The 22,809-nt window shown below is 65.2% G+C and carries 35 protein-coding genes; 4 read left to right on the top strand and 31 right to left on the bottom strand.

What is annotated here, in order from left to right; translation table 11 throughout:
- The first annotated feature begins 23 nt into the window (after nt 1-23).
- The 4 genes from typA to AC1DOM_RS15030 all read left to right on the top strand — a co-directional run bounded on the left by typA (nt 24) and on the right by AC1DOM_RS15030 (nt 4,953).
- On the top strand, nt 24-1,877 hold the full coding sequence (typA, locus tag AC1DOM_RS15045; protein ID WP_498964724.1) for a translational GTPase TypA: 1,854 nt from the start codon (nt 24-26) through the stop codon (nt 1,875-1,877).
- 20 nt (nt 1,878-1,897) lie between these two features.
- Nucleotides 1,898-2,374 (top strand): DUF2127 domain-containing protein, encoded by a 477-nt coding sequence (locus AC1DOM_RS15040; RefSeq protein WP_498964722.1) that lies wholly within the window; start codon nt 1,898-1,900, stop codon nt 2,372-2,374.
- Between the two features lie 193 nt (nt 2,375-2,567).
- Nucleotides 2,568-3,134 (top strand): DUF4760 domain-containing protein, encoded by a 567-nt coding sequence (locus tag AC1DOM_RS15035; RefSeq protein ID WP_498964720.1) that lies wholly within the window; start codon nt 2,568-2,570, stop codon nt 3,132-3,134.
- Nucleotides 3,135-3,228: 94 nt separating this feature from the next.
- A complete protein-coding gene (locus AC1DOM_RS15030; protein WP_498964718.1) occupies nt 3,229-4,953 on the top strand; it encodes an amidase in 1,725 nt (574 codons plus the stop codon).
- Here the strand turns inward: AC1DOM_RS15030 and AC1DOM_RS15025 are convergent.
- The 31 genes from AC1DOM_RS15025 to AC1DOM_RS14875 all read right to left on the bottom strand — a co-directional run.
- On the bottom strand, nt 4,904-5,962 hold the full coding sequence (locus AC1DOM_RS15025; protein WP_498964717.1) for a WD40/YVTN/BNR-like repeat-containing protein: 1,059 nt from the start codon (nt 5,960-5,962) through the stop codon (nt 4,904-4,906). The two genes, AC1DOM_RS15030 and AC1DOM_RS15025, sit on opposite strands and share 50 nt — an antisense overlap.
- Nucleotides 5,959-7,353: a class II 3-deoxy-7-phosphoheptulonate synthase gene (locus tag AC1DOM_RS15020; protein ID WP_498964715.1), complete on the bottom strand. Its 1,395-nt coding sequence runs from the start codon at nt 7,351-7,353 to the stop codon at nt 5,959-5,961. The genes AC1DOM_RS15025 and AC1DOM_RS15020 overlap by 4 nt, the downstream gene beginning before the upstream one ends.
- Nucleotides 7,354-7,432: 79 nt before the next feature.
- Complete coding sequence (locus AC1DOM_RS15015) at nt 7,433-7,939, bottom strand: disulfide bond formation protein B (RefSeq protein WP_498964713.1); 507 nt, start codon at nt 7,937-7,939, stop codon at nt 7,433-7,435.
- Nucleotides 7,940-8,052: 113 nt separating this feature from the next.
- The gene (rplQ, locus tag AC1DOM_RS15010) at nt 8,053-8,427 is read right to left on the bottom strand and encodes a 50S ribosomal protein L17 (RefSeq protein ID WP_498964711.1); all 375 of its coding nucleotides are present in this window, start codon (nt 8,425-8,427) and stop codon (nt 8,053-8,055) included.
- Nucleotides 8,428-8,611: 184 nt separating this feature from the next.
- A complete protein-coding gene (locus AC1DOM_RS15005) occupies nt 8,612-9,610 on the bottom strand; it encodes a DNA-directed RNA polymerase subunit alpha (protein ID WP_498964709.1) in 999 nt (332 codons plus the stop codon).
- 68 nt (nt 9,611-9,678) lie between these two features.
- On the bottom strand, nt 9,679-10,308 hold the full coding sequence (rpsD, locus tag AC1DOM_RS15000) for a 30S ribosomal protein S4 (RefSeq protein WP_498964706.1): 630 nt from the start codon (nt 10,306-10,308) through the stop codon (nt 9,679-9,681).
- Between the two features lie 14 nt (nt 10,309-10,322).
- Nucleotides 10,323-10,718: a 30S ribosomal protein S11 gene (rpsK, locus tag AC1DOM_RS14995; RefSeq protein WP_036167714.1), complete on the bottom strand. Its 396-nt coding sequence runs from the start codon at nt 10,716-10,718 to the stop codon at nt 10,323-10,325.
- 12 nt (nt 10,719-10,730) lie between these two features.
- The gene (gene rpsM, locus AC1DOM_RS14990; RefSeq protein ID WP_498964704.1) at nt 10,731-11,087 is read right to left on the bottom strand and encodes a 30S ribosomal protein S13; all 357 of its coding nucleotides are present in this window, start codon (nt 11,085-11,087) and stop codon (nt 10,731-10,733) included.
- A 331-nt stretch (nt 11,088-11,418) separates the two neighbouring features.
- Nucleotides 11,419-12,771, bottom strand: a complete 1,353-nt coding sequence (gene secY, locus AC1DOM_RS14985; protein WP_498964702.1) for a preprotein translocase subunit SecY — start codon at nt 12,769-12,771, stop codon at nt 11,419-11,421.
- Nucleotides 12,772-12,778: 7 nt separating this feature from the next.
- Nucleotides 12,779-13,216 (bottom strand): 50S ribosomal protein L15, encoded by a 438-nt coding sequence (rplO, locus tag AC1DOM_RS14980; protein ID WP_498964700.1) that lies wholly within the window; start codon nt 13,214-13,216, stop codon nt 12,779-12,781.
- A gap of 4 nt (nt 13,217-13,220) precedes the next feature.
- Complete coding sequence (gene rpmD / locus AC1DOM_RS14975) at nt 13,221-13,418, bottom strand: 50S ribosomal protein L30 (RefSeq protein WP_498964698.1); 198 nt, start codon at nt 13,416-13,418, stop codon at nt 13,221-13,223.
- On the bottom strand, nt 13,411-13,950 hold the full coding sequence (gene rpsE / locus AC1DOM_RS14970) for a 30S ribosomal protein S5 (protein ID WP_498964696.1): 540 nt from the start codon (nt 13,948-13,950) through the stop codon (nt 13,411-13,413). Before rpsE ends, rpmD begins: the two co-directional genes overlap by 8 nt.
- A gap of 135 nt (nt 13,951-14,085) precedes the next feature.
- Nucleotides 14,086-14,439: a 50S ribosomal protein L18 gene (gene rplR / locus AC1DOM_RS14965; RefSeq protein WP_498964694.1), complete on the bottom strand. Its 354-nt coding sequence runs from the start codon at nt 14,437-14,439 to the stop codon at nt 14,086-14,088.
- 28 nt (nt 14,440-14,467) lie between these two features.
- Nucleotides 14,468-14,995, bottom strand: a complete 528-nt coding sequence (rplF, locus tag AC1DOM_RS14960; RefSeq protein WP_498964692.1) for a 50S ribosomal protein L6 — start codon at nt 14,993-14,995, stop codon at nt 14,468-14,470.
- Between the two features lie 13 nt (nt 14,996-15,008).
- Nucleotides 15,009-15,404 (bottom strand): 30S ribosomal protein S8, encoded by a 396-nt coding sequence (gene rpsH / locus AC1DOM_RS14955; protein ID WP_498964690.1) that lies wholly within the window; start codon nt 15,402-15,404, stop codon nt 15,009-15,011.
- A gap of 61 nt (nt 15,405-15,465) precedes the next feature.
- Nucleotides 15,466-15,771, bottom strand: a complete 306-nt coding sequence (rpsN, locus tag AC1DOM_RS14950) for a 30S ribosomal protein S14 (RefSeq protein WP_498964688.1) — start codon at nt 15,769-15,771, stop codon at nt 15,466-15,468.
- A 12-nt stretch (nt 15,772-15,783) separates the two neighbouring features.
- Nucleotides 15,784-16,323 carry a 50S ribosomal protein L5 gene (rplE, locus tag AC1DOM_RS14945; RefSeq protein WP_498964686.1) on the bottom strand — a complete coding sequence of 180 codons (540 nt, stop codon included), beginning with the start codon at nt 16,321-16,323 and terminating at the stop codon, nt 15,784-15,786.
- Between the two features lie 20 nt (nt 16,324-16,343).
- A complete protein-coding gene (gene rplX / locus AC1DOM_RS14940) occupies nt 16,344-16,658 on the bottom strand; it encodes a 50S ribosomal protein L24 (protein ID WP_498964684.1) in 315 nt (104 codons plus the stop codon).
- Nucleotides 16,659-16,672: 14 nt separating this feature from the next.
- On the bottom strand, nt 16,673-17,041 hold the full coding sequence (gene rplN / locus AC1DOM_RS14935) for a 50S ribosomal protein L14 (protein WP_036167737.1): 369 nt from the start codon (nt 17,039-17,041) through the stop codon (nt 16,673-16,675).
- Between the two features lie 16 nt (nt 17,042-17,057).
- Nucleotides 17,058-17,321 (bottom strand): 30S ribosomal protein S17, encoded by a 264-nt coding sequence (gene rpsQ, locus AC1DOM_RS14930; protein ID WP_498964681.1) that lies wholly within the window; start codon nt 17,319-17,321, stop codon nt 17,058-17,060.
- Between the two features lie 10 nt (nt 17,322-17,331).
- Nucleotides 17,332-17,529: a 50S ribosomal protein L29 gene (gene rpmC / locus AC1DOM_RS14925; RefSeq protein WP_498964679.1), complete on the bottom strand. Its 198-nt coding sequence runs from the start codon at nt 17,527-17,529 to the stop codon at nt 17,332-17,334.
- A complete protein-coding gene (gene rplP / locus AC1DOM_RS14920) occupies nt 17,529-17,942 on the bottom strand; it encodes a 50S ribosomal protein L16 (RefSeq protein ID WP_156641288.1) in 414 nt (137 codons plus the stop codon). Before rplP ends, rpmC begins: the two co-directional genes overlap by 1 nt.
- A 2-nt stretch (nt 17,943-17,944) precedes the next feature.
- Nucleotides 17,945-18,688, bottom strand: a complete 744-nt coding sequence (rpsC, locus tag AC1DOM_RS14915; RefSeq protein WP_036167748.1) for a 30S ribosomal protein S3 — start codon at nt 18,686-18,688, stop codon at nt 17,945-17,947.
- Between the two features lie 15 nt (nt 18,689-18,703).
- Nucleotides 18,704-19,039, bottom strand: a complete 336-nt coding sequence (rplV, locus tag AC1DOM_RS14910) for a 50S ribosomal protein L22 (RefSeq protein WP_498964674.1) — start codon at nt 19,037-19,039, stop codon at nt 18,704-18,706.
- Between the two features lie 10 nt (nt 19,040-19,049).
- Nucleotides 19,050-19,319, bottom strand: a complete 270-nt coding sequence (gene rpsS / locus AC1DOM_RS14905) for a 30S ribosomal protein S19 (RefSeq protein WP_036167751.1) — start codon at nt 19,317-19,319, stop codon at nt 19,050-19,052.
- A gap of 6 nt (nt 19,320-19,325) precedes the next feature.
- Nucleotides 19,326-20,153 (bottom strand): 50S ribosomal protein L2, encoded by an 828-nt coding sequence (rplB, locus tag AC1DOM_RS14900; RefSeq protein ID WP_498964672.1) that lies wholly within the window; start codon nt 20,151-20,153, stop codon nt 19,326-19,328.
- A 10-nt stretch (nt 20,154-20,163) separates the two neighbouring features.
- The gene (gene rplW / locus AC1DOM_RS14895; RefSeq protein WP_498964670.1) at nt 20,164-20,469 is read right to left on the bottom strand and encodes a 50S ribosomal protein L23; all 306 of its coding nucleotides are present in this window, start codon (nt 20,467-20,469) and stop codon (nt 20,164-20,166) included.
- On the bottom strand, nt 20,466-21,071 hold the full coding sequence (gene rplD / locus AC1DOM_RS14890) for a 50S ribosomal protein L4 (protein ID WP_498964668.1): 606 nt from the start codon (nt 21,069-21,071) through the stop codon (nt 20,466-20,468). The genes rplW and rplD overlap by 4 nt, the downstream gene beginning before the upstream one ends.
- 2 nt (nt 21,072-21,073) lie before the next feature.
- Entirely contained in the window at nt 21,074-21,730 is a 657-nt protein-coding gene (gene rplC, locus AC1DOM_RS14885; RefSeq protein ID WP_498964667.1) for a 50S ribosomal protein L3, read from the bottom strand.
- 11 nt (nt 21,731-21,741) lie between these two features.
- The gene (gene rpsJ / locus AC1DOM_RS14880) at nt 21,742-22,053 is read right to left on the bottom strand and encodes a 30S ribosomal protein S10 (protein WP_036167766.1); all 312 of its coding nucleotides are present in this window, start codon (nt 22,051-22,053) and stop codon (nt 21,742-21,744) included.
- Between the two features lie 362 nt (nt 22,054-22,415).
- Nucleotides 22,416-22,809: EF-Tu C-terminal domain-related protein (locus AC1DOM_RS14875; protein WP_498964665.1), on the bottom strand; the 394-nt coding region annotated here is incomplete at its 5' end.

Here is a 22,809-nt window from a genome sequence, read left to right as displayed (position 1 = left end):
GCCGCCCCCGGCGCGCATTCATCATGTCCGCTTCCGTCGAACGCCTCCGCAACATCGCCATCGTCGCCCACGTCGACCATGGCAAGACCACCCTCGTCGACCAGCTGCTCAAGCAGTCCGGCACCCTCAGCGAGCGCGCCGTGGTCCCGGACCGCGTGATGGACAGCAACGATCTGGAAAAGGAACGCGGCATCACGATCCTTTCGAAGAACACCGCGATCCGCTGGACCAACCCGACCACGGGCGAGGTGTGGCGCATCAACATCGTCGACACGCCCGGGCACGCCGACTTCGGCGGCGAAGTGGAACGCGTGCTGTCGATGGTCGACTCGGTGCTCATCCTCGTCGACGCGATGGACGGCCCGATGCCGCAGACGCGCTTCGTGACGCAGAAGGCCTTCGCGATGGGCTTCAAGCCCATCGTCGTGGTCAACAAGGTCGACCGCCCGGGCGCGCGCGCCAGCTGGGTGCTCGACCAGACCTTCGACCTGTTCGATCGCCTCGGCGCCACCGACGACCAGCTCGACTTCACCACCGTCTACGCTTCCGGCCTGCAGGGCTATGCCGGCATGGACGAGAGCGTGCGCGACGGCGACATGACCCCGCTGTTCGAAGCGATCTGCAACCACGTGCCCGCGCCGCCGGTCGATCCGGACGGCCCGTTCCAGATGCGCGTGACTTCGCTGGACTACAACAACTACGTCGGCATCATCGGCGTGGGCCGCATCCAGCGCGGCAAGGTCAAGACCAACCAGCAGGTCACCGTCATCGACCGCGACGGCAAGACGCGCAACGGCAAGGTGGTGCAGGTGCTCGGCTTCATGGGCCTCGAACGCGTGGAAGTGCCCGAAGCGCAGGCCGGCGACATCATCGCCTTCTCCGGCATCGAAGGCCTCGGCATCTCCGACACGCTGTGCGACCCCATGGCCGTCGAACAACTGCCGGTGCTCACCGTCGACGAACCCACGATTTCGATGACCTTCCAGGTCAACGACTCGCCCTTCGCCGGCGTGAAGGACCGCAGCGGCGGCAAGTTCCTCACCTCGCGCCAGTTGCGCGACCGGCTCACGCGCGAGACGCAGCACAACGTCGCGCTGAAGGTCGAGGACACGAGCGACGCCGACAAGTTCAAGGTCAGCGGCCGCGGCGAACTGCACCTGTCGATCCTGATCGAGAACATGCGTCGCGAAGGCTACGAGCTCGCGGTCTCGCGCCCGGAAGTGATCATCAAGACCATCGATGGCGTGGTGTCCGAACCGTTCGAATCGCTCGTCGTCGACATGGAAGAACAATTCCAGGGCGGCGTGATGGGTCGCCTCGGCGAGCGCAAGGCGCTGCTGCAGAACATGGAACCCGACGGCAAGGGCCGCGTGCGCCTGGACTACCTGATCCCCGCGCGCGGGCTGATCGGTTTCCAGACCGAGTTCCGCACGATCACCGCCGGCACCGGCATGCTCTTCCACGTCTTCGACCATTACGGCCCGAAGGCCGAAGGCCAGATCGGCCAGCGCCAGAACGGCGTGCTGATCTCCAACGGCACCGGCCCGTCGCCTGCGTACGCGCAGATGGCGATGCAGGAACGCGGCCGCCTGTTCATCGAACCGGGCGAGGAGATCTACGAAGGCCAGATCGTCGGCATCCATTCCAAGGACAACGACCTGACGGTCAACGCGCTGCGCGGCAAGCAGCTGACCAACTTCCGCGCGTCCGGCAAGGACGACGACGAAGGCCTGATCCCGGCGATCAAGTTCTCGCTCGAGCAGGCGCTGGAATTCATCGACGACGACGAACTCGTCGAGATCACGCCCAAGGCGATTCGCCTGCGCAAGAAGTCGCGCACGGAAACCGATCGCAAGCGCGCTTCGCGCGCTGCGTGATGCACGAGCCGGCGCCGCGCATGGAAGCGGAGCGCTCAAGGGTCTACGTGCACGACCCGCGGGCCCATCCGGGCCTGCGGGCCATCGCGGTGATCGAAGGCATCAAGGGTCTGCTCGCGCTGTCGGCGGCGAGCGGCCTGGAACTGATCGGCCCCATCCCGCTCAAGCGCTGGGTGCACGAGCTGATCACGCGCTTCCAACTGGAACCCGACCACGGCGCGATGGCGTGGCTCGCCAACGCGATCAATCCGCATTCGGTGCACTTCGCCGCCGCGGCGGTTTGCCTCTATGGCGTGCTGCACCTGGTCGAAGCCTGGGGCCTGTGGCGCGACAAGGCGTGGGCCTCGTTGCTCGGCTGCCTCGCCGCGTCGATCTACCTGCCTTTCGAAATCCATGAGTTGATCGGCCATCCGGGATGGGCGTCGGTGATCGTGCTTGCGATCAACGTGATCGTGGTTTGGGTGTTGGCGCGCGATTTGTTGAAGCGGCGGAAGTGAGAGCGGCGATTCTCCGTGGTGAAACGTCTCGAAGCGATCGAATGCGATTGACGGTGTGTGGACTTGGAAATAGTTTCGATCCCACACACACAAACGGGAGAGACGCGATGCGCGAACACGACTTCGGCATCAACTGACGCCAAAAGCCCAACCGCCAAAAGGCAGCCTCCGCCGGCTGCCTTTTTTTATTGCCATGCCAATCGAATTTCTCTCCGACAATCCAACGGTCCCACTGCTGTTCGTGGGTACCGTCGTGGCCGTCATCAGCTTGCGTTCGCAACGTCACCTTGCACGCGCAAAGAACACGCTCGACTTCGACAAGGATTTCCGGGAACACGAGATTCAGAATTTGCGTGTTGCCATTCGCCTGATTCGGACGACAACACCCGACGCCCTTGAACGTCTCGGCCGGCTCGACCTTCCCAATGACGAAGCTGCCGCCCTGACCCGCGCGTTGAATGTATGGGAAGGCGTCGCAATCGGCATTCGCAATGGCGTCTACAGCGAACGCCTGCTGCGCGAAGCGTACGGAACGACAATCGCTTGGCTCTTCGGGCAGGCCCGACCCTTCATCCATCAGCGTCGACAGACCAATCCCCGGTATTACGCCAATTTTTGCTGGCTCGGCGCGCGTTGGAAGTCCGATCGTGCAGTGTGGGCGCACGGCGCGCGTCGTGCGGGTCACAAAGGTTCGGCCCGCGATCGCATCCTTCGGATTCCCATCCTCGAAGGTGTGACCCGCCGCGCAACTCGGCCCTGAGCTAACGGGCCGCCGCTCCGCTTCCGGTTGCGGGTCGCCCGCCGCCGCGCGATGCTCCGCCTTCGCGGCACGCCGCCGCCCAGGGGACCTTGCCATGCGCCTTGCCTTGCTCGCCCTCGCCCTCCTCGCGGCCACGGGCTGCCAGCCCCGCGATGCCGCCGAAAAAATAGCTGCACCGACGCCGACGAAACCCGGTACGCCGGCTGCATCGACGGTGCCCGCCTTCGCCTTCGACGAGGCCGACATCGCCGGCCTGCAACAACGCATGGCGAAGGGCGATTTGACGAGCCACGCGCTGACGCAGGCCTACCTCGATCGGATCGCGGCGATCGACAAGGCGGGCCCGACGCTCAATTCGGTGATCGAACTCAATCCCAGGGCGCTCGCCGAAGCCGATGCGCTCGACGCCGAACGCAAGACCGGCAAGGTGCGCGGCCCGATGCACGGCATGCCCGTGTTGCTGAAGGACAACATCGACGCGGTGCCGATGGTGAACTCCGGTGGCTCGCTCGCGCTTGCGAACAACAAGCCGTCCCGCGACGCATTCCTCGTGCAACGCCTGCGCGCCGCCGGTGCGGTGATCCTGGGCAAGACCAACCTCAGCGAGTGGGCCAACTTCCGCTCCACGCGCGCGAGCTCGGGCTGGAGCGGCCGCGGCGGTCAGACGAAGAACCCCTACGCACTGGATCGCAATCCCTGCGGTTCCAGCGCAGGCACCGGCACGGCGATCGCGGCGAACCTCGCCGTCGTCGGCGTCGGAACCGAAACCGACGGCAGCATCATCTGCCCGGCGTCGGTCGCCGGCCTGGTCGGGTTGAAGCCGACAGTGGGCCTGGTGAGCCGCGACGGCATCATTCCCATCTCGAGCAGCCAGGACACCGCGGGGCCGATGACGCGCACGGTGTCGGATGCGGCGGCGATGTTGTCCGCGATGGTCGGTCGCGACGACGGCGACGCGGCGACGGCAAACAGCGTCGGCAAGGCGGTGTTCGATTATGAAAAGCGGCTTGATGCCAATGCGCTGCAAGGCCTGCGCGTGGGCATCCTGCGCAAGGAAATGGGCTGGCATCCGGATGTCGATGCGGCGATGGAACGCGTCGTCGCCACGCTGAAATCGGCGGGCGCGCAGGTCGTCGACGCGGACATCGCGACCAAGGGCAAGTGGGACGATCCGGAATTCGAAGTGTTGCTGTTCGAGTTCAAGGCCGGCGTGGAGAACTACCTGCAGAAGCACGAGGTCGCACCGAAGACGCTCGCGCAGCTGATCGAATTCAACAACCAGCATGTCGCCGAAGAGATGCCCTACTTCGGCCAGGAAATCTTCGAGAAGGCGAACGCCAAGGGGTCGCTCGGCGATCCGGCGTACCTGGAAGCGAAGGCGACGGCGCGTCGCCTCGCAGGCCCGGAGGGGATCGACGCGGCACTCAAGAACGCGAACGTCGATGTGCTGATTGCACCGGCGATGTCGCCGGCGTGGCCGACCGACCAGGTGCTCGGCGATCACTTCGTCGGTGCCGGTTACGGCGTCGCCGCGGTGGCGGGTTATCCGAGCCTGACGGTGCCGATGGGCGAAAGCCACGGCTTGCCGATCGGCGTGGTGTTCATCGGGCCGGCGTGGAGCGAATCGAAGCTGCTGTCGGTCGGTTACGCGTACGAGCAGCGCAGCAAGTTGCGGCGTGCGCCGACTTTCCTTTCGACGGTGGTGTTGGGGAAAACGGCGTTGCCCTCGTCGAAGGCGAGCGCGATGCCGGTGTGGACGACGGCGCCGGCTACGGATTCGACGGCGACGATGCCTGCGGCTGCTTCGACGCAAAAGTGATGCGCACGATGCGGCCTTTGTCGCCGCTCGCCCAGGCGGTCATGCCGGCGCGGTCGATCGCGTCGTAGCCGGTCTTCGACAGCGGCCGCCAGGTGGCCTGCGCGCCGCCGGGCGGCGCGTCGATCGCCTCCATGCCGGTCGGGCCCACGGCGATGCACAGCGAGACGGAGAAGCACGCCGCGCCCGAGCGATAGCCGGGCGGCGGCGGCAGCATCCTGACGGCCAGTCCCTCCGCGCCCTGGTCGAGGAATGCCGCGCTGCCTTGCGTTTCGTGTTCGAAGTCGCCGCCGACGATCAATGCGCGCGGTCCGACGGTATTGCTGATGGAGAAGATGCCCGCCGCGGGCACGCGGTGCGGCATGTCGGTGGGAAGCGGCGCCCACGCGGTTGCGTCCGCGCGCGAAGACTGGATGCGCGAAGCGGCGCCACCGCCCGCGATGTACAACGCACCCTTCGCACCGCGCGCGATGCAGGTTCCGCTCGCCGCGAACGCGGCTTCATCCGGCAAGGCTTGCGGGCCCTTCGCCTGCAACGCCCACGTGCGTCCGCCGTCGCGCGTTTCGCGCACCTGGTAACGCCCGTCGACTGGATCGCCGAGCATCCAACCGCTCTGTCCTTCGAACACCATGCAATCGAAGAACGCGCGCTCGTCGTCGTTCTTCAGCGTGAGCTTCCACGATTTGCCTGCGTCCTGCGTGCGATAGACACGCGACTGATCGCCGGGCCCGATGCTCAGCACGATGGCGGTGTTCGCGTCGAAGCCTTCGACGTCGCGGAAATCGAGCGCCTTCGCTTCGGGCACCGACACGTTGGTCCAATGCGCGCCGCCATCGATGGTGCGCAGCACGGTGCCTTCGCGCCCGCTCGCCCAGGCGATGTTGGCGTCCACCGCGGAGATACCACGCAGTCGAACGGCCACGCCGCTATCCTGCGTTTCGACGGTCGGGTTGGCCGCGAATGCGCTCGCCGCGAAAGTCGCCGCGGCGATGGCGATCGACGCGCGCCTCACGCGTGCACCGGTGCCATCAATTGCGCCTGCTTGCGCACGATCAGCATCGCGGTTTCCAGGGCCTGTTCGTAGTTCAGGCGTGGATCGACCGTCGAGCGATACGCGCGCACCAGATCGCTTTCGGTGAGCTCGCGCGCACCGCCGAGGCATTCGGTGACGTCTTCGCCCGTCAGCTCCAGGTGCACGCCACCCAGGCGCGTACCGGCGACGGCGTGCAGTTCGAAGGCCTGCTCCAACTCGTTGCGGATGTTGCCGAAGCGGCGCGTCTTGTAACCATTGGCCGTGCTTTCGGTGTTGCCGTGCATCGGATCGCAGACCCAGAGGACGCGGCGGCCTTCGCGACGGACGACGTCGAGCAGCGCCGGCAACTTGCCGCCGATCTGCGTGGCGCCCATGCGATGCACGAGCGTCAGGCGGCCGGGTTCGTCTTCCGGGTTCAGCACGTCGATCAGTTTCATCAAACCATCTGGCGTCGTGCTCGGTCCGATCTTCACCGCGACCGGATTGCGGATGCCGCGGAAGTATTCGACATGCGCGCCGTCCAGCGCGGCCGTGCGCATGCCGATCCACGGGAAGTGCGTGCTGAGGTTGAACCAACCCCACTGGCGCGGCACCTGGCGTGTCTGCGCTTCTTCGTAGGGAAGCAACAGCGCTTCGTGCGCGGTGTAGAAGTCGACGCGGTTGAGGTTGTGCACCTGCGAACCGGACAGCGTTTCCATGAAGCGCACGGCATCGCCGATGCTCGCCACCATGCGGTGGTATTCGTCGGCGAGCGGCGAGTGGCCAACCCAGCGCAGATCCCAGTATTCGGGATGGTGGAGATCGGCGAAGCCGCCGTCGATCAGCGCGCGTACGAAATTCATCGTCATCGCCGAGCGCGCATGCGCTTTGATCATGCGGCGTGGATCGGGCAAACGTTCGGCGGCGGTGAAGCCGGGCGCGTTGACGATGTCGCCGCGATAGCTCGGGAGCGTCACGCCGTCGCGTGTTTCGTCATCGGTCGAGCGCGGCTTGGCGTACTGGCCCGCGAAACGACCGACGCGCACGACCGGCAGGCGCAAGCCGTGCACGAGCACGAGGCTCATCTGCAGCAGCACCTTCAGGCGATTGGAGATCACGTCCGAATTGCATTCGGAGAAACTCTCAGCGCAGTCGCCGCCCTGCAACAGGAAGCGCTTGCCTTCCTGCGCCTCGGCCAGGTGCTGCTTGAGCGCGATGATTTCCCACGAGGTGACGAGCGGCGGCAGGCCGCGCAGTTCGCGCAGCGCGTCCTGCAACGCGTCCGCATCCGGATACACGGGCATCTGCGTCGCCGGGCGCGCGCGCCAGCTGTCGGGCGCCCAGTCGGCGGGAAGGTTCACGGGATGCAGCGAGCGATCGGTATTTGCCATGGGGCGACGCCAAATGGTGCAGTGCGTCGTCGCATCATGGGCCGGCGGCGGATCGCCCGCAACCGGCGGATTGCACCGTTCAGCGGCGGCGGAATGCGCTCATCGCAATCAGGCCCGTCAGCAGCACGAACCACAGCAGCGACCACGCCGGCATCGACATGCCGAACAAGTGCCAATCGACCTTGGCGCATTCGCCCGAGCCTGTGAGCACCTGGCGGACGACGTCGGCGAAGGGGCTGGCGTCCATCATGAATTCCAGCGGCGGGCCGCAGGCGGGCACCTGGTCCGGCGGAAGATGCGTGAGCCAAACGTGGCGTGCCGCGATACCGACGCCTGCGAGTGCGGGAATCAATGCGATCACGCCGAGGATGCGGCGGCCCGTGGTGCCGCGCGGCGCGATGAGACCACCCATCAGGAATGCCAGGCCCAGCGCGGCAAACGCGATGCGCTGGAAGATGCACAGCGGGCACGGGTTGAGGTGCCAATGCGTTTGCGAGAACAGCGCGAACCCGATCAGCGCCGCGCATGCGACGAACCCGAGCAGGAAACGGAGGCGGAAGGCGGAAGCGGCGGCGGTGTCGTTCATGCGGCAAGCGTGGCTGAGCTTGCGCCCGATGGGAAGTGGCGAGCGTCCCGCGTGCACCAAAAAAGAAACCCCGGCACCGGGCCGGGGTTTCGGGTCTCGCATGGGGCGACCGATTACTCGGTGGCCGCCTCGGGACGGTCCACCAGTTCGACATACGCCATCGGCGCGTTGTCGCCGGCGCGGAAGCCGCACTTGAGGATGCGCAGGTAGCCGCCCGGACGGGTGGCGTAGCGCGGACCGAGGATGGTGAAGAGATTGCCGACCGCTTCCTTGTCGCGCAGGCGCGAGAAGGCAAGGCGGCGGTTGGCGACGCCGTCGATCTTCGCGAGCGTGATGAGCGGCTCGGCGACGCGGCGAAGTTCCTTCGCCTTCGGCAGCGTGGTACGGATCAATTCGTGCTTGAACAGCGAGGCGGCCATGTTGCTGAACATCGCATCGCGATGGGCGCTGGTGCGGCTGAACTTGCGTCCGGCTTTCTGGTGGCGCATGGGTTGGTTTCCTTTGGAATCTTGGGTCGTTGGACTTCGCTGTCGCCATCCTGGCGTTGACGCTCGGGCTACGCTGGCCCTGGCCGACCCTCCGTGGGCGGCGCGCCGCGCGGTTATGACCGCGTCGGATGTTGCTGATTACGACAAATGCCTGCGCGGAAAACCGCGCAGGCATCGATGCTGCTTAGCCCATCATCCCGTGCGAGGCGATGCCGGCCGGCGGCCAGTTTTCCAGCTTCATGCCGAGCGAAAGGCCGCGCTGGGCGAGGACTTCCTTGATCTCGGTGAGCGACTTCTTCCCGAGGTTCGGCGTCTTGAGCAGCTCGACTTCCGTCTTCTGGATCAGGTCGCCGATGTAGTAAATGCTCTCGGCCTTGAGGCAGTTGGCCGAACGCACCGTCAACTCGAGGTCGTCGATCGGGCGCAACAGCACCGGATCCACGCCGCTGGCCTGCGGCTTCGCCGCACCGCGGTCGCGGTGGGTGAAATCGCCGAACACCGACAACTGGTCGCTGAGGATGTCGGCGGCGGTGCGCACGGCTTCCTCGGCGTCGATCGTGCCGTTGGTCTCGATGTCCAGGACCAGCTTGTCCAGGTCGGTGCGCTGTTCGACGCGCGCAGCTTCCACTGCGTACGCGACGCGGCGGACCGGCGAGAACGAGGCATCCAGCATCAGGCGGCCGATCGCGCGGGTCTCTTCGTCCGGACGACGACGGGCGGCGGCCGGCTGGTAGCCGAACCCACGCTCGATCTTCAGGCGCATGTTGAGCGCCGTGTCCTTGGTGAGGTGCGCGATCACGTGCGCCGGATTCAGGATCTCGACGTTGTGGTCGACCTTGATGTCGCCGGCGGTGACGACGCCCGGGCCCTGCTTCGCGAGGCTCAGGGTGGCCGAATCGCCGGTGTGCATGCGGATCGCGACGTCCTTGAGGTTCAACAACACCTCGAGCACGTCCTCCTGCAGGCCTTCGACGGTGGTGTACTCATGCAGCACGCCGTCGATCTCGACTTCCGTGATCGCGAAGCCGGGGATCGAGGACAGCAGCACGCGGCGCAGTGCGTTGCCGAGCGTGTGGCCGTAGCCGCGTTCCAGCGGTTCGATCACGACCTTGGCGCGGTTTTCTGCGATACGCTCGATCTGCGGACCGCGGGGGCGCAAGACTTGGTTTGCGGTAACCGTCATGTTGTAACGTCTCCAATAGGGCGGCACGCGACCACGTCTGGTCGCATGCCTGGTGCAGCTGCGAACCGTTACTTCGAATACAACTCGACGATCAGCGCTTCGTTGATGTCAGCAGGCAATTCGGCACGGTCCGGCACGGCCTTGAACACGCCGGCGAACTTCTTGGCGTCGACTTCGACCCACGCCGGCGACAGATCCATCTGCTGCGCGACGGTGACCGATTCCTGCACGCGAAGCTGCTTCTGCGCGCGCTCGGAGAGCGCGATCGCGTCGCCGGCCTTGACGGCGAACGACGGCAGGTTCACCGGCTTGCCGTTGACCGTGACGCCGCGGTGCGAAACCAGCTGGCGCGCGGCCGGGCGGGTGACGGCGAAGCCCATGCGATAGACGACGTTGTCCAGGCGCGTCTCGAGGAGCTGCAGCAGGTTTTCACCCGTGTTGCCCTTCTTGGTGGACGCCTTCTTGTAGTAGTTGCGGAACTGACGCTCCAGCAGGCCGTAGATGCGCTTGACCTTCTGCTTTTCGCGCAGCTGGGTCGCATAGTCGGACAGCTTGCCCTTGCGGGCGGTGGCGCCGTGCTGGCCGGGCTTCTGCTCCAGCTTGCACTTGGAATCGAGCGCGCGCGCCGGCGACTTCAGGCCGAGATCGGCGCCTTCGCGACGGGCGAGCTTACAGGTGGGACCAATATAACGAGCCATTTTTCTTCAGCTCCTCAGACGCGGCGCTTTTTCGGCGGACGGCACCCGTTGTGCGGGATGGGCGTCACGTCGATGATGTTGGTGATCTTGTAGCCGACGTTGTTCAACGAACGCACGGCGCTTTCACGACCCGGACCCGGTCCCTTGATGCGGACTTCGAGCGACTTGACGCCGTAGTCGAGCGCAGCACGGCCCGCCTTTTCGGCGGCGACCTGGGCGGCGAAGGGCGTGGACTTGCGCGAACCGCGGAAGCCCGCGCCGCCCGAAGTCGCCCACGACAGCGCGTTGCCCTGGCGGTCGGTGATCGTGACGATGGTGTTGTTGAACGAAGCGTGGACGTGCGCAACGCCGTCGGTGACGACGCGCTTGATCTTCTTCTTCGTTTTTGCGGCAGCTGCCGGCTTGGCCATGGTGTGGGTTCCTTACTTCTTGATGGCCTTGCGCGGACCCTTGCGGGTGCGTGCGTTGGTCCGGGTGCGCTGGCCACGCAGCGGGAGACCACGGCGGTGACGCAGGCCGCGGTAGCACGCCAGGTCCATCAGACGCTTGATGGCCATGCCGACTTCACGACGCAGGTCGCCTTCGACCACGTACTTGCCGACTTCCGCGCGCAGGCGCTCGACATCGGGTTCGGACAGGTCGCGGATCTTGATGTTCGAAGCAACGCCCGCAGCGGTGCAGACCTTCTTCGAACGGGTACGGCCGATGCCGTAGATGCTTTGAAGCCCGACCCAGACATGCTTCTGGGCAGGCAGGTTGACGCCCGCAATACGCGCCATGACGCGATCTCCAAAACTGATGGCCGCCGGACGTGTTCGACCCGGCAAGGGAACATGAAAGTTTAGCGTGGTCTCGTGGAACTTGGAAGTCCCGGGCCAAACGGCCCTGAACCCGGCATGGGGAGTGTGCCCATGCTCCGGCGACGGATTCCGGACTGCTCGGGCAACGCGGCGAACCCCGCCCTGCCCTTGCCCCGCGCGCTACTCCGGCGCGCGGTCTGGTCCGGACCCACCCGCGCACGAGACCGCCGCGCGAGTCGCCCTGGTCGACCCGGGCGAAACCCGGGTCGGGGTGCGGAACCGGCTGGGCCGGTGCCGCGGTGTGTTTCGATCAACGGCCGGTCAGGCCGCGCGAACCCTTGAGGTTCGCCTTCTTCAGCAGGCTCTCGTACTGGTGGGACGTCAGGTGCGCCTGGATCTGCGCCATGAAGTCCATCACCACCACGACCACGATCAGCAGCGAGGTGCCGCCGAAGTAGAAGGAGGCGCCGATTTTCGTGCGCATCACTTCAGGAAGCAAGCAAACCAGCACCAGGTAGGCCGCACCCGCACCGGTCAGGCGCGTCAGCACGCCGTCGATGTAGTCCGCGGTCGCCTTGCCGGGGCGGATGCCCGGGATCAGCGCGCCCGACTTCTTGAGGTTGTCGGCCGTTTCCTGCGAGTTGAAGACCAGCGCCGTGTAGAAGAACGCGAAGCCGATGATCAGGGCCGCGAACAGGATCATGTGCAGCGGCTCGCCCGGGGCCAGCGACTGTGCCGCGCGCTGGAGCCAGTTGGCCTGCCCCGCCTGGCCGAACCAGGTGGAGGCCGTGGCCGGGAACATGATCAGGCTCGAGGCGAAGATCGGCGGGATCACGCCCGACATGTTGAGCTTCAGCGGCAGGAACGAGGTCTGGTTCATGTACGCGTTGCGACCGCCACCCTGGCGACGCGCGTAGTTGACCGTGACCCGGCGCTGCCCGCGCTCGACGAACACGACGAGGAAGGTGAAGGCCAGCACGATGGCCGCGATCGCCATCACCTGCAACGCGGTGATGTCGCCGTTGCGCGCCTGTTCGAACGTGGTGAGCACCGCGCCCGGCAGGCCGGAGACGATACCGGCGAAGATGATCAGCGAAACGCCGTTGCCGATGCCCCGCTCGGTGACCTGCTCGCCCAGCCACATCAGGAACATCGTGCCCGCGGTCAGCGAAACCACCGCGGTGAGCACGAACCCGGGGCCCGGGTTGTAGACCACCGGCATGCCGCCGGAAGCCACCTGGTGCTGCAGCGCGAAGGCGATCGAACCGGCCTGCACGATCGCGAGGAACACCGCGCCCATGCGCGAGTACTGCGTGATCTTGCGGCGACCGGACTCGCCTTCCTTCGACATCGCCTTCCAGCTCGGCAGGATCTGCGTCATCAACTGCACGACGATCGAGGCCGAGATGTACGGGACGACGTTCAGGGCGAACAGGCTGAAGTGCTGGAGCGCGCCACCGGAGAACATGTTGAACATGTCCACGATGGTGCCCTTCTGCGACTCCATGAGCTGGATCATCGCCTGCGGGTTGACGCCCGGCACCGGGATGTAGCACCCGATGCGGTAGACGATCAACGCGCCGAGGACGAAGAACAGGCGCTGACGGAGCTCGGTGAATTTACCGAGCCCGCCACCGAGATTCGCAGCTGCGCCTCGCGCCATGCGTCGCTTACTCCCCGACCTGGCCGCCGGCCGCTTCGATCGCGGCCTTCGCGCCGGCCGTGGCCATCAGGCCCTGGAGCACGAACTTCTTGGTCACTTCGCCCTTCTTCACGACCTTCACCTTGCGGGCGGCCTGCGGGATGAGCTTGGCGGCGCGCAGCGCGGCGATGTCGATCGTGCCGGCGTCCAGCTTGTCCAGCTGGTACAGCAGCACTTCGGCCGTGTCCTTGAGCAGCTTGCTGCGGAAACCGATCTTCGGCAGGCGACGCTGCATCGGCATCTGGCCGCCTTCGAAGCCGGCCTTGATCTTGCCTTTGCCGCTACGGGCGAACGAGCCCTTGTGGCCGCGGCCCGCGGTCTTGCCGAGGCCCGAACCGATGCCGCGACCGACGCGGGTGCGTTCCTGGCGGGCGCCGTCGGCTGGCTTGAGGGTATTCATACGCATGTGATCAATCCTCCACGCGAACGAGGTAGTGCAGCTGCGTGATCAGGCCACGCACCTGCGGGCTGTCCTTCAGCTCGCGCACATCGTTGAGCTTGTTGAGGCCGAGGGCGCGCACCGACAGGCGATGACGCGCCTGCGTGCCGCGAAGGCCCTTGACGAGGCGCACCTTGACGGTGCCAGTGTTTGCGGGCGTCTTAGCCATGGTTCAAGTCCTCGACCTTCTTGCCGCGCTTGGCCGCGATCTTGTTCGGCGAGCTCGTCTCACCCAGGCCGCGCAGCGTGGCGCGCACCAGGTTGATCGGATTGCGCGAACCGACGGCCTTCGCCAGCACGTTCTTGACGCCGACCGCTTCGAGCACGGCGCGCATCGCGCCGCCGGCGATCACGCCGGTACCTTCGGAAGCCGGCTGCATGAACACGCGCGCGGCACCGTGGCCCGACTTCACGGCGTGCCAGAGCGTGCCGTTGTTGAGGTCGACCTGGATGAAGCTCTTGCGGGCGTATTCCATCGACTTCTGGATCGCGACCGGCACTTCGCGCGCCTTGCCGTAACCGAAGCCGACCTTGCCGTTGCCGTCGCCCACCACCGTCAGCGCGGTGAAGGTGAACTGGCGACCGCCCTTGACCGTCTTGCTGACGCGATTGACCGCGATCAGCTTCTCGATCATGCCGTCATCGACTTCCTCGCGATCGCGATTGCGATCGCGGCCCCGCGATTCACGTTGTTCTGCCATTGTCTTGTCTCGGTAGTTAAGGAATTTACGGCTCTTGGCCGCTTAGAGTTGTTGGTGTGTCGCGGGTGTTCCGCGAACGGGAGAACTCCCGCCCGCGTCCGATACCGACCGTATCGACGGTTGAAAGTTTCTTGCTTAGAACTGCAGGCCGCCTTCGCGGGCTGCATCGGCGAGCGCCTTGATGCGGCCGTGGTAGCGGTAGCCCGAGCGGTCGAACGCGACCTTCTCGACGCCGGCAGCCTTCGCCTTCTCGGCGATCATGCGGCCGACCTTGGCGGCGGCGTCGGCGTTGCGGCCGTTCTTCAGGCCTTCCTTGACGTCGGACTGCACGGTCGAGGCCGAAGCCAGGACCTTGGAGCCGTCGGCGGTGAAGACCTGGGCGTACAGGTGCTGGCCGGTGCGCAGCACCGACAGGCGCGGCACGCCGAGTTCGCGGATGTGCGCGCGCGTCGACTTGGCGCGGCGCAGGCGGGCGGGTTTCTTGTTCATGCGTATGTCTCCGAAAGCTGAAAGCCGCTTAGGCCTTCTTGGCTTCCTTGCGGATGATGTTCTCGCCGGCGTACTTCACGCCCTTGCCCTTGTACGGTTCCGGCGGACGGAAACCGCGGATCTTCGCCGCCACTTCGCCGACGCGCTGCTTGTCGGCGCCGGACACGACGATTTCCGTCTGCGTCGGCGTGGCGATGGTGATGCCTTCGGGAGCCTTGAACAGCACCGGGTGGGAAAAGCCCAGCGAGAGATTCAGGTCCGTGCCCTGCATCGCGGCACGGTAACCGACGCCGACCAGCTCGAGCTTGCGCTCGAAGCCCTGGCTGACGCCCTGCACCATGTTCGCGAGGATGGCGCGGAGCGTGCCGGCCATCGGGAGGAGCGACGGGTCGTTGGCCGAGAGCAGCGCATTGCCGTCTTCGACCTTGACTTCGACGCCGGCCGGCTTGGCGATCGACAGGGTGCCCTTCGGGCCCTTGACGGTCACGTTCTCGGCCTGGATGTTCATTTCGACGCCCTTGGCCAGGGCAATCGGTTGCTTGGCGACGCGCGACATAGTCGTTACTCCCTTAGGCCACGACGCACAGGACTTCACCGCCGACGCCCTGCTGGCGCGCCTGCGAGTCGGTCATGATGCCCTTGGACGTGGAGATGATCGCGACACCGAGGCCACCGAGGACCTTGGGCAGCGCGTCCTTGCCGCGGTACTGGCGGAGGCTGGACTTCGACACGCGCTGGAGGCGTTCGATGACCGGCTTGCCTTCGTAGTACTTCAGCGCGATTTCGAGGACCGACTTGGCGCCGTCCTTGGTCACGCGCGACGACGCGATGTAGCCCTCTTCCTGGAGGACCTTCGCGATCGCGACCTTGATCTTGGACGACGGCATCGAAACAGCCGGCTTGCCGACGGCGGCCGCATTCTTGATGCGGATCAGCATGTCGGCGATGGGATCAGTCATGCTCATTGAAAATTACCTTTGAGTGCACCGATATCCGCGGGATGCGAATACTTCTACTTGGAACTTGTTACCAGGACGCCTTGCGGAGGCCCGGGACGTCGCCGTTCATCGTCGCCTTGCGCAGCATGTTGCGCGCCAGGCCGAACTTCTTGTAGACGCCACGCGGACGGCCGGTGATCGCGCAACGCGTGCGCTGGCGGCTTTCCGAGGAATCGCGCGGCAGCTTCTGCAGCTTGACCACGGCTTCCATCTTTTCTTCGTACGAAGCGGTCGTGCTGGAGATGATCTTCTTCAGCGCGTCGCGCTTGGCACCATGCTGCTTCGCCAGCTTGGCGCGCTTGACTTCGCGGTTGACCATCGAGGTCTTGGCCATGGTGTCGTGCCCTTAGTTGCGGAACGGGAAGCGGAAGGCTTCGAGCAGGGCCTTGGCCTCAGCATCGGTCTTCGCCGTGGTGGTGATCGCGATGTCCATGCCGCGCATGGCGTCGACCTGGTCGAAATCGATCTCCGGGAAGATGATCTGTTCCTTGACGCCCATGTTGTAGTTGCCGCGGCCGTCGAACGAACGACCCGACACGCCGCGGAAGTCGCGGACGCGCGGCAGCGAGATGTTGATCAGGCGATCGAGGAACTCGAACATGCGGGCGCGGCGCAAGGTGACCTTGCAGCCGATCGGCCAGCCGTCGCGGATCTTGAACGAGGCCACCGAGATGCGCGACTTGGTGACCAACGGCTTCTGGCCGGAGATCTTGGCCATGTCGGCCACCGCGTTCTCGAGGATCTTCTTGTTCGCCGCCGCCTCGCCCACGCCCATGTTGAGCGTGACCTTGACGAGCTTCGGCACTTGCATCGGATTGGTGTAGCCGAACTGCTTCATCAGCTTCGGCACCACGTCTTCCTTGTAAATCTTTTCAAGCCGGGTCATGACATTTCCTCGGACGGCGATCAGCCGTCGATCGATTCACCACTGGAGCGGAACACACGCAGTTTGCGTCCATCCTCCAGGACCTTGAAGCCGATGCGCTCGCCCTTGCCGGAGGCAGGGTTGAACAGCATGACGTTCGAAATGTGGATCGGCGCTTCGCGCTCGATCACGCCGCCGGCCTGGCCGAGCTGCGGGTTCGGCTTGGTGTGGCGCTTGATGACGTTGATGTTGGACACGACGACCTTGTCGCCGGCCACGCGCACCACGTCACCACGCTTGCCCTTGTCCTTGCCGGAGATGACGACCACCTGGTCGCCCTTGCGGATACGGTTCATATGGGTTCCTTCGCTCAGAGCACTTCGGGCGCGAGCGAGACGATCTTCATGAACTTCTCGGAACGCAGTTCGCGGGTCACGGGCCCGAAGATGCGCGTGCCGATCGGCTCATGCTTGTTGTTGAGCAACACCGCGGCGTTGCCGTCGAAGCGGATCAGCGAACCGTCGGCGCGGCGCACACCCTTGCGGGTACGGACCACGACGGCGTCGTAGACGTCGCCCTTCTTGACCTTGCCGCGCGGGATCGCGTCCTTGACGGTCACCTTGATGATGTCGCCGATGTGGGCATAGCGGCGCTTGGAACCACCAAGCACCTTGATGCACATCAGTTCCTTCGCGCCCGAGTTGTCGGCGGCGTCGAGATAGCTCTGCATCTGGATCATGGCTGTCTCTCCTTCCTTACTCGGCTGCGCGCGTCAGAATTTCGACGACACGCCAGTTCTTGGTCTTCGACATCGGCGCGCACTCGGCGATGCGCACGAGGTCGCCTTCCTTGCAGGCGTTCTCGGCGTCATGCGCGTGCAGCTTGGTCGAGCGGCGGATGTACTTGCCGTACAACGCATGCTTGACCTGGCGCTCGACGAGCACGGTGATGGTCTTGTCCATCTTGTTGCTGACGACGCGGCCATCGACCGTGTGCAGCTTCTTGGCATTCTCGTTCATCGTCGAGTCCTTACTTCTTTGCCACGTCGCCGAGCAGCATGTTCACGCGCGCGATTTCGCGGCGGACACGGCGGGCTTCATGGGTCTTGGCCGGGGGCAGCTGGCCCGTGGCTTTCTGCATGCGGAGCGCGAACTGCTCCTTCTGCAGGTCCACGAGGTGGGCCTTCAGTTCGCCGGCGTTCTTCTGACGCAGGTTCTTGAGTTCCATCAGCGCACCGTCCGGGTAACGAAAGTGGTGGTGACCGACAGCTTGGCCGCGGCCAGGCGGAACGCCTCGCGTGCGACTTCTTCGCTGACGCCTTCGATCTCGTAAATCATGCGACCCGGCTGGATCTGCGCGACCCAGTATTCGACGTTGCCCTTACCGGAACCCATTCGAACTTCGATGGGCTTCTTGGTGATCGGCTTGTCGGGGTACACACGGATCCACATCTTGCCGCCGCGCTTCACGTAGCGGCTGATCGAGCGGCGGGCCGCTTCGATCTGGCGCGCGGTGAGCTGGCCGAAAGCCGTGGACTTCAGGCCGAACTCGCCGAACGAAACGGCATTGCCGCTCCAGCTCAGGCTGTCGTTACGGCCCTTGTGCATCTTGCGGTATTTGGTTCGCTTGGGTTGCAACATGATTAATCCCTCGCCTCGCGCTCACGGCGCGGACCACGCGGACGGTCGGCGCGATCGCCGCGCTCACCACGCTCGGCGCGCGGCGTGTCGTCCTGCTTTTCCTGGCCGACCTGGCTGAAGTCGAACACTTCACCCTTGTAGACCCACACCTTGATACCGATGATCCCGTAGGTCGTCTTCGCTTCGGCGAAGCCGTAGTCGATGTCGGCGCGCAGCGTGTGCAGCGGCACGCGACCTTCGCGGTACCACTCCGAACGCGCGATTTCCGCACCGTTGAGGCGGCCTGCGACGTTGACCTTGATGCCCAGGGCACCGAGGCGCATCGCGTTGCCGACCGCGCGCTTCATCGCACGGCGGAACATGATGCGGCGCTCGAGCTGCTGCGCGATCGATTCGGCGACCAGCTGCGCATCGAGTTCGGGCTTGCGGACTTCGGTGACGTTGATGTGCGCCGGAACGCCCATCAGGTCGCTGACTTCCTTCCGCAGCTTTTCGATGTCCTCGCCACGCTTGCCGATCACCACGCCCGGGCGGGCGGTGTGGATCGTCACGCGCGCGTTCTGCGCCGGACGCTCGATCAGGATTTTCGAAATACCGGCCTGCGCGAGCTTCTTGCGCAGCATGTCGCGGACCTTGAGGTCCGCGATCAGGTAGTCGGCGTAATGCTTCTTGCCGGCATACCACTTGGAGTTCCAGTCCTTGGCGATGCCCAGGCGGATACCGGTCGGATGAACTTTATGACCCATCGTCTTATCTCCGCCTTACTTGCCGGCACCGACAACCACGGTGATGTGGCTGGTGCGCTTGAGGATCCGGGTGCCGCGGCCCTTCGCACGCGCCATGAAGCGCTTCAGCGTGGGACCTTCGTCGACCATGATGGAGGTGACGCGCAGGTCGTCGACGTCGGCGCCCTGGTTGTTCTCCGCGTTGGCGATCGCCGATTCGACGACCTTGCGGATCATGCCGGCGGCCTTCTTGTCGGAGAACTTCAGCAGGTTGACGGCACGCTCGGCCGAGAGGCCGCGCACCTGGTCTGCGACCAGGCGGGCCTTCTGCGCGGAGATGCGCGCAGAGCGCAGGATGGCTTTCGCTTCCATGGTCATCTCCTTACTTCCCGCTCTTCTTGTCGCCGCCATGACCCTTGAACGTCCGGGTCAGTGCGAATTCGCCAAGCTTGTGGCCAACCATGTTTTCGTTGACCAGGACCGGGATGTGGTTCTTGCCGTTGTGCACGGCGATGGTGAAGCCGACCATTTCCGGCATGACCATCGAACGACGCGACCAGGTCTTGATCGGCTTCTTGTTGTTGCCCGCGGTCTCCACCTTCTTCATCAGGTGGTGGTCGACGAACGGACCCTTCTTCAGTGAACGTGCCATGGCCGATTAACCCCTGCGATCGCGCACGATGAATTGCGTGGTGCGCTTGTTCTTGCGCGTCTTGTAACCCTTGGTCGGGACACCCCACGGGGTGACCGGATGCGGGTTGCCCTGGCCAGCCTTCGCCTCGCCACCACCGTGCGGGTGGTCGACCGGGTTCATGGCGGCGCCGCGAACGGTCGGCTTGATGCCGCGCCAACGCTTCGCACCGGCCTTGCCCAGCTTCTCGAGGTTGTGCTCGACGTTGCCGACTTCGCCGATCGTCGCGCGGCATTCGGCCGGCACCTTGCGCATTTCGCCGGAGCGAAGACGCAGGGTGGCGTAACCGGATTCGCGGGCGATCAGCTGCACGCCGGCGCCTGCGGCGCGGGCGAGCTGCGCACCCTTGCCGGGCTTCATCTCGATGCAATGCACCGTGGAGCCGACGGGGATGTTGCGCAGGGGCAGCGTGTTGCCGACCTTGATCGGGGCGTCGCGGCCCGCGATCACCTGGTCGCCGCTCTTCAGGCCCTTGGGGGCGATGATGTAGCGACGCTCGCCATCGACGTAGCACAGCAGCGCGATGTGCGCGGTGCGGTTGGGATCGTATTCGATCCGCTCCACGCGCGCCGGAATGCCTTCCTTGTCGCGCTTGAAGTCGATGATGCGGTAATGCTGCTTGTGGCCACCGCCGATGTGGCGGGTGGTGATGCGACCGTGGTGGTTACGGCCGCCGGTGTTGCTCTTCTTCTCGACCAGCGCGGCGAACGGAGCACCCTTGTGGAGGTCCGGCGTCACGACACGGACCGCCGAACGGCGACCGGGGGAAGTGGGCTTGAAAGTCATCAATGCCATGGGTCTGTCCTCAGGCCTTGGCCATCATCACGTCGATCGACTGGCCTTCGGCCAGCTTGACGTACGCCTTGCGCCAATCGCCGCGCTTGCCCTGGCGAAACTTGAAGGACTTGTTCTTGCCCTTCACGTTCACCACGTTCACCGCTTCGACCTTGACGTCGAAAATCTGCTCGACCGCAACCTTGATGTCAGCCTTGGTGGCGGTCTTCGCGACTTCGAAGACGTACTGATTCGACACTTCCTGCAGGCGCGCGGTCTTTTCGGACACGCGCGGCGCGCGGATTACTTCGTACACGTTGTTGGTGATCGCGCTCATGCCAGCCACTCCTCGATCTTCTTGACCGCATCGGCCGTCATCACGACCGAATCGGCGCCGACGAGGGCGACCGGGTCGAGACCCTGCACGTCGCGCACTTCGACATACGGCAGGTTGCGCGCGGACAGGTACAGCGATTCCGACGCATCCTCGGTCACGATCAGCGGACGACGACCGACCGACAGATCCTTGAGCTTGGACATCAGGCCCTTGGTCTTCGGACCGTCGAGGTCGAAGGATTCGACGACGGTGATGCGGCCCTGGCGGTTGAGTTCCGACAGGATCGCGGCGATCGCCGCGCGGTACATCTTGCGGTTGACCTTCTGCGCGAAGCTGCGCGGCTTGGCCGCGAACGTCACGCCGCCGCCGACGAAGATCGGAGCCGTCAGCGCGCCATGACGCGCACCGCCGCCCTTCTGCTTCTTCGACTTCTTCGTGGTGCCGTTGACTTCCGAACGCGTCTTCTGCGCCTTGGTGCCGGCGCGGCCCGCGTTGCGGTAGGCGACGACGACCTGGTGGACCAGGTCCTCGGAGAATTCGCGACCGAACACGGCGTCCGAAACGGACAGCGTGTTCTTGCTGTTATTGATGGACAGTTCCATCGTCAGACTCCCTTGCTCGTCGGACGCACGATGACGTCGCCGCCCGGCGCACCCGGCACGGCACCGCGCACGGCGATCAGGCCGCGCTCGGCGTCGACCTTGACCACGCGCAGGTTCTGCGTCGTCTGCTGCTCGGCGCCCATGTGGCCCGACATCTTCTTGCCCGGGAACACGCGGCCCGGCGTCTGGCGCTGGCCGATCGAACCCGGCGAACGATGCGACAGCGAGTTGCCGTGCGTCGCGTCGCCCATGGTGAAGTTCCAGCGCTTGATCGTGCCCTGGAAGCCCTTGCCCTTGGTGATGCCCTGCACGTCGACGGCCTGGCCGACTTCGAAGATGTCGGCGCGAATTTCGCCGCCCACCTGGAAGTCGGAGATCTTGTCGTCGGCCACGCGCAGTTCCCACAGGCCGCGACCGGATTCCACCTTCGCCTTCGCGAGGTGGCCGGCGGCCGGCTTGTTCACCAGGGCGGCGCGCTTGACGCCGACGGTGACCTGCACGGCGCTGTAGCCGTCGGTCTCGACCGTCTTCACCTGGGTGATGCGGTTGGGGGTGGCTTCGATCAGGGTCACCGGGATGGACTTGCCATCTTCGGTAAACACGCGGCTCATGCCGGCCTTGCGGCCGACGATGCCCAACGAATGCTTCTTCGCGGTCATGGTGGCGGGCCTCAGGTCAGCTTGATTTGCACGTCGACGCCAGCCGCGAGTTCGAGCTTCATCAGCGCGTCCACGGTCTTGTCGTTCGGGTCGACGATATCGAGCACGCGCTTGTGCGTGCGGGTTTCGTACTGGTCGCGCGCGTCCTTGTCGGCGTGCGGCGAGGTAAGAATGGTGTAGCGCTCGAGCTTGGTCGGCAGCGGGATCGGGCCGCGCACTTGCGCGCCGGTCCGCTTGGCCGTCTCGACGATCTCGCTGGCCGAGCGATCGATCAGGCGATGATCGAATGCCTTCAGCCGAATCCGGATCTTCTGGTCCGCCATGACGGGTATTCCTCTGGAAAGAGCGGGAGGTCGGCCTCTGGTGTGCCGGCCCCGGGTTTCTTTGAAACGGGGTGCTTTGGAACGGGGTGCGTCCTGCAAAATCAAGGGCGGGCCGGTTACCCGGTCCGCCCAGACGGAATCTAGAACGCGCAAGCGGCCCCGCCATGTGTGTCCCGAAAATCTTCGGAACGGGCGGAGCACCACCGCGCGACATATCCCTGTCTGGCGAAAACGAGGTGCATCCTGCCCCTCAGTTCGCTGGTCCCTGCAGCCTTCCGTTCAAGGCAGGCCGCGAGGGTCTTGCATTCTAGTGGGTCTCCAGGGGGAATGGCAACCCATTCCCCCGGAAAATCACAGACTTATTACTTGAGGATCTTCGCCACGACGCCGGCGCCGACCGTACGGCCGCCTTCGCGGATCGCGAAGCGCAGGCCATCGTCCATCGCGACCGGGTTGATCAGCTCGACCACCATCTTGATGTTGTCGCCCGGCATGACCATTTCCACGCCTTCCGGCAGGGTCACGGCGCCCGTGATGTCGGTCGTGCGGAAGTAGAACTGCGGGCGGTAGCCCTTGAAGAACGGCGTGTGGCGGCCGCCTTCGTCCTTCGACAGCACGTACACCTCGGCTTCGAACGTGGTGTGCGGGGTGATCGAACCGGGCTTGGCCAGCACCTGGCCGCGCTCGACGTCGTCGCGCTTGGTGCCGCGCAGCAGCAGGCCCGCGTTGTCGCCCGCCTGGCCCTGGTCCAGCAGC

The sequence above is a fragment of the Lysobacter sp. P5_B12 genome (assembly GCF_056400425.1).
The sequence above is the reverse complement of the archived record's forward strand: the minus strand, read 5'-3'. Positions and strand labels throughout refer to the sequence as shown.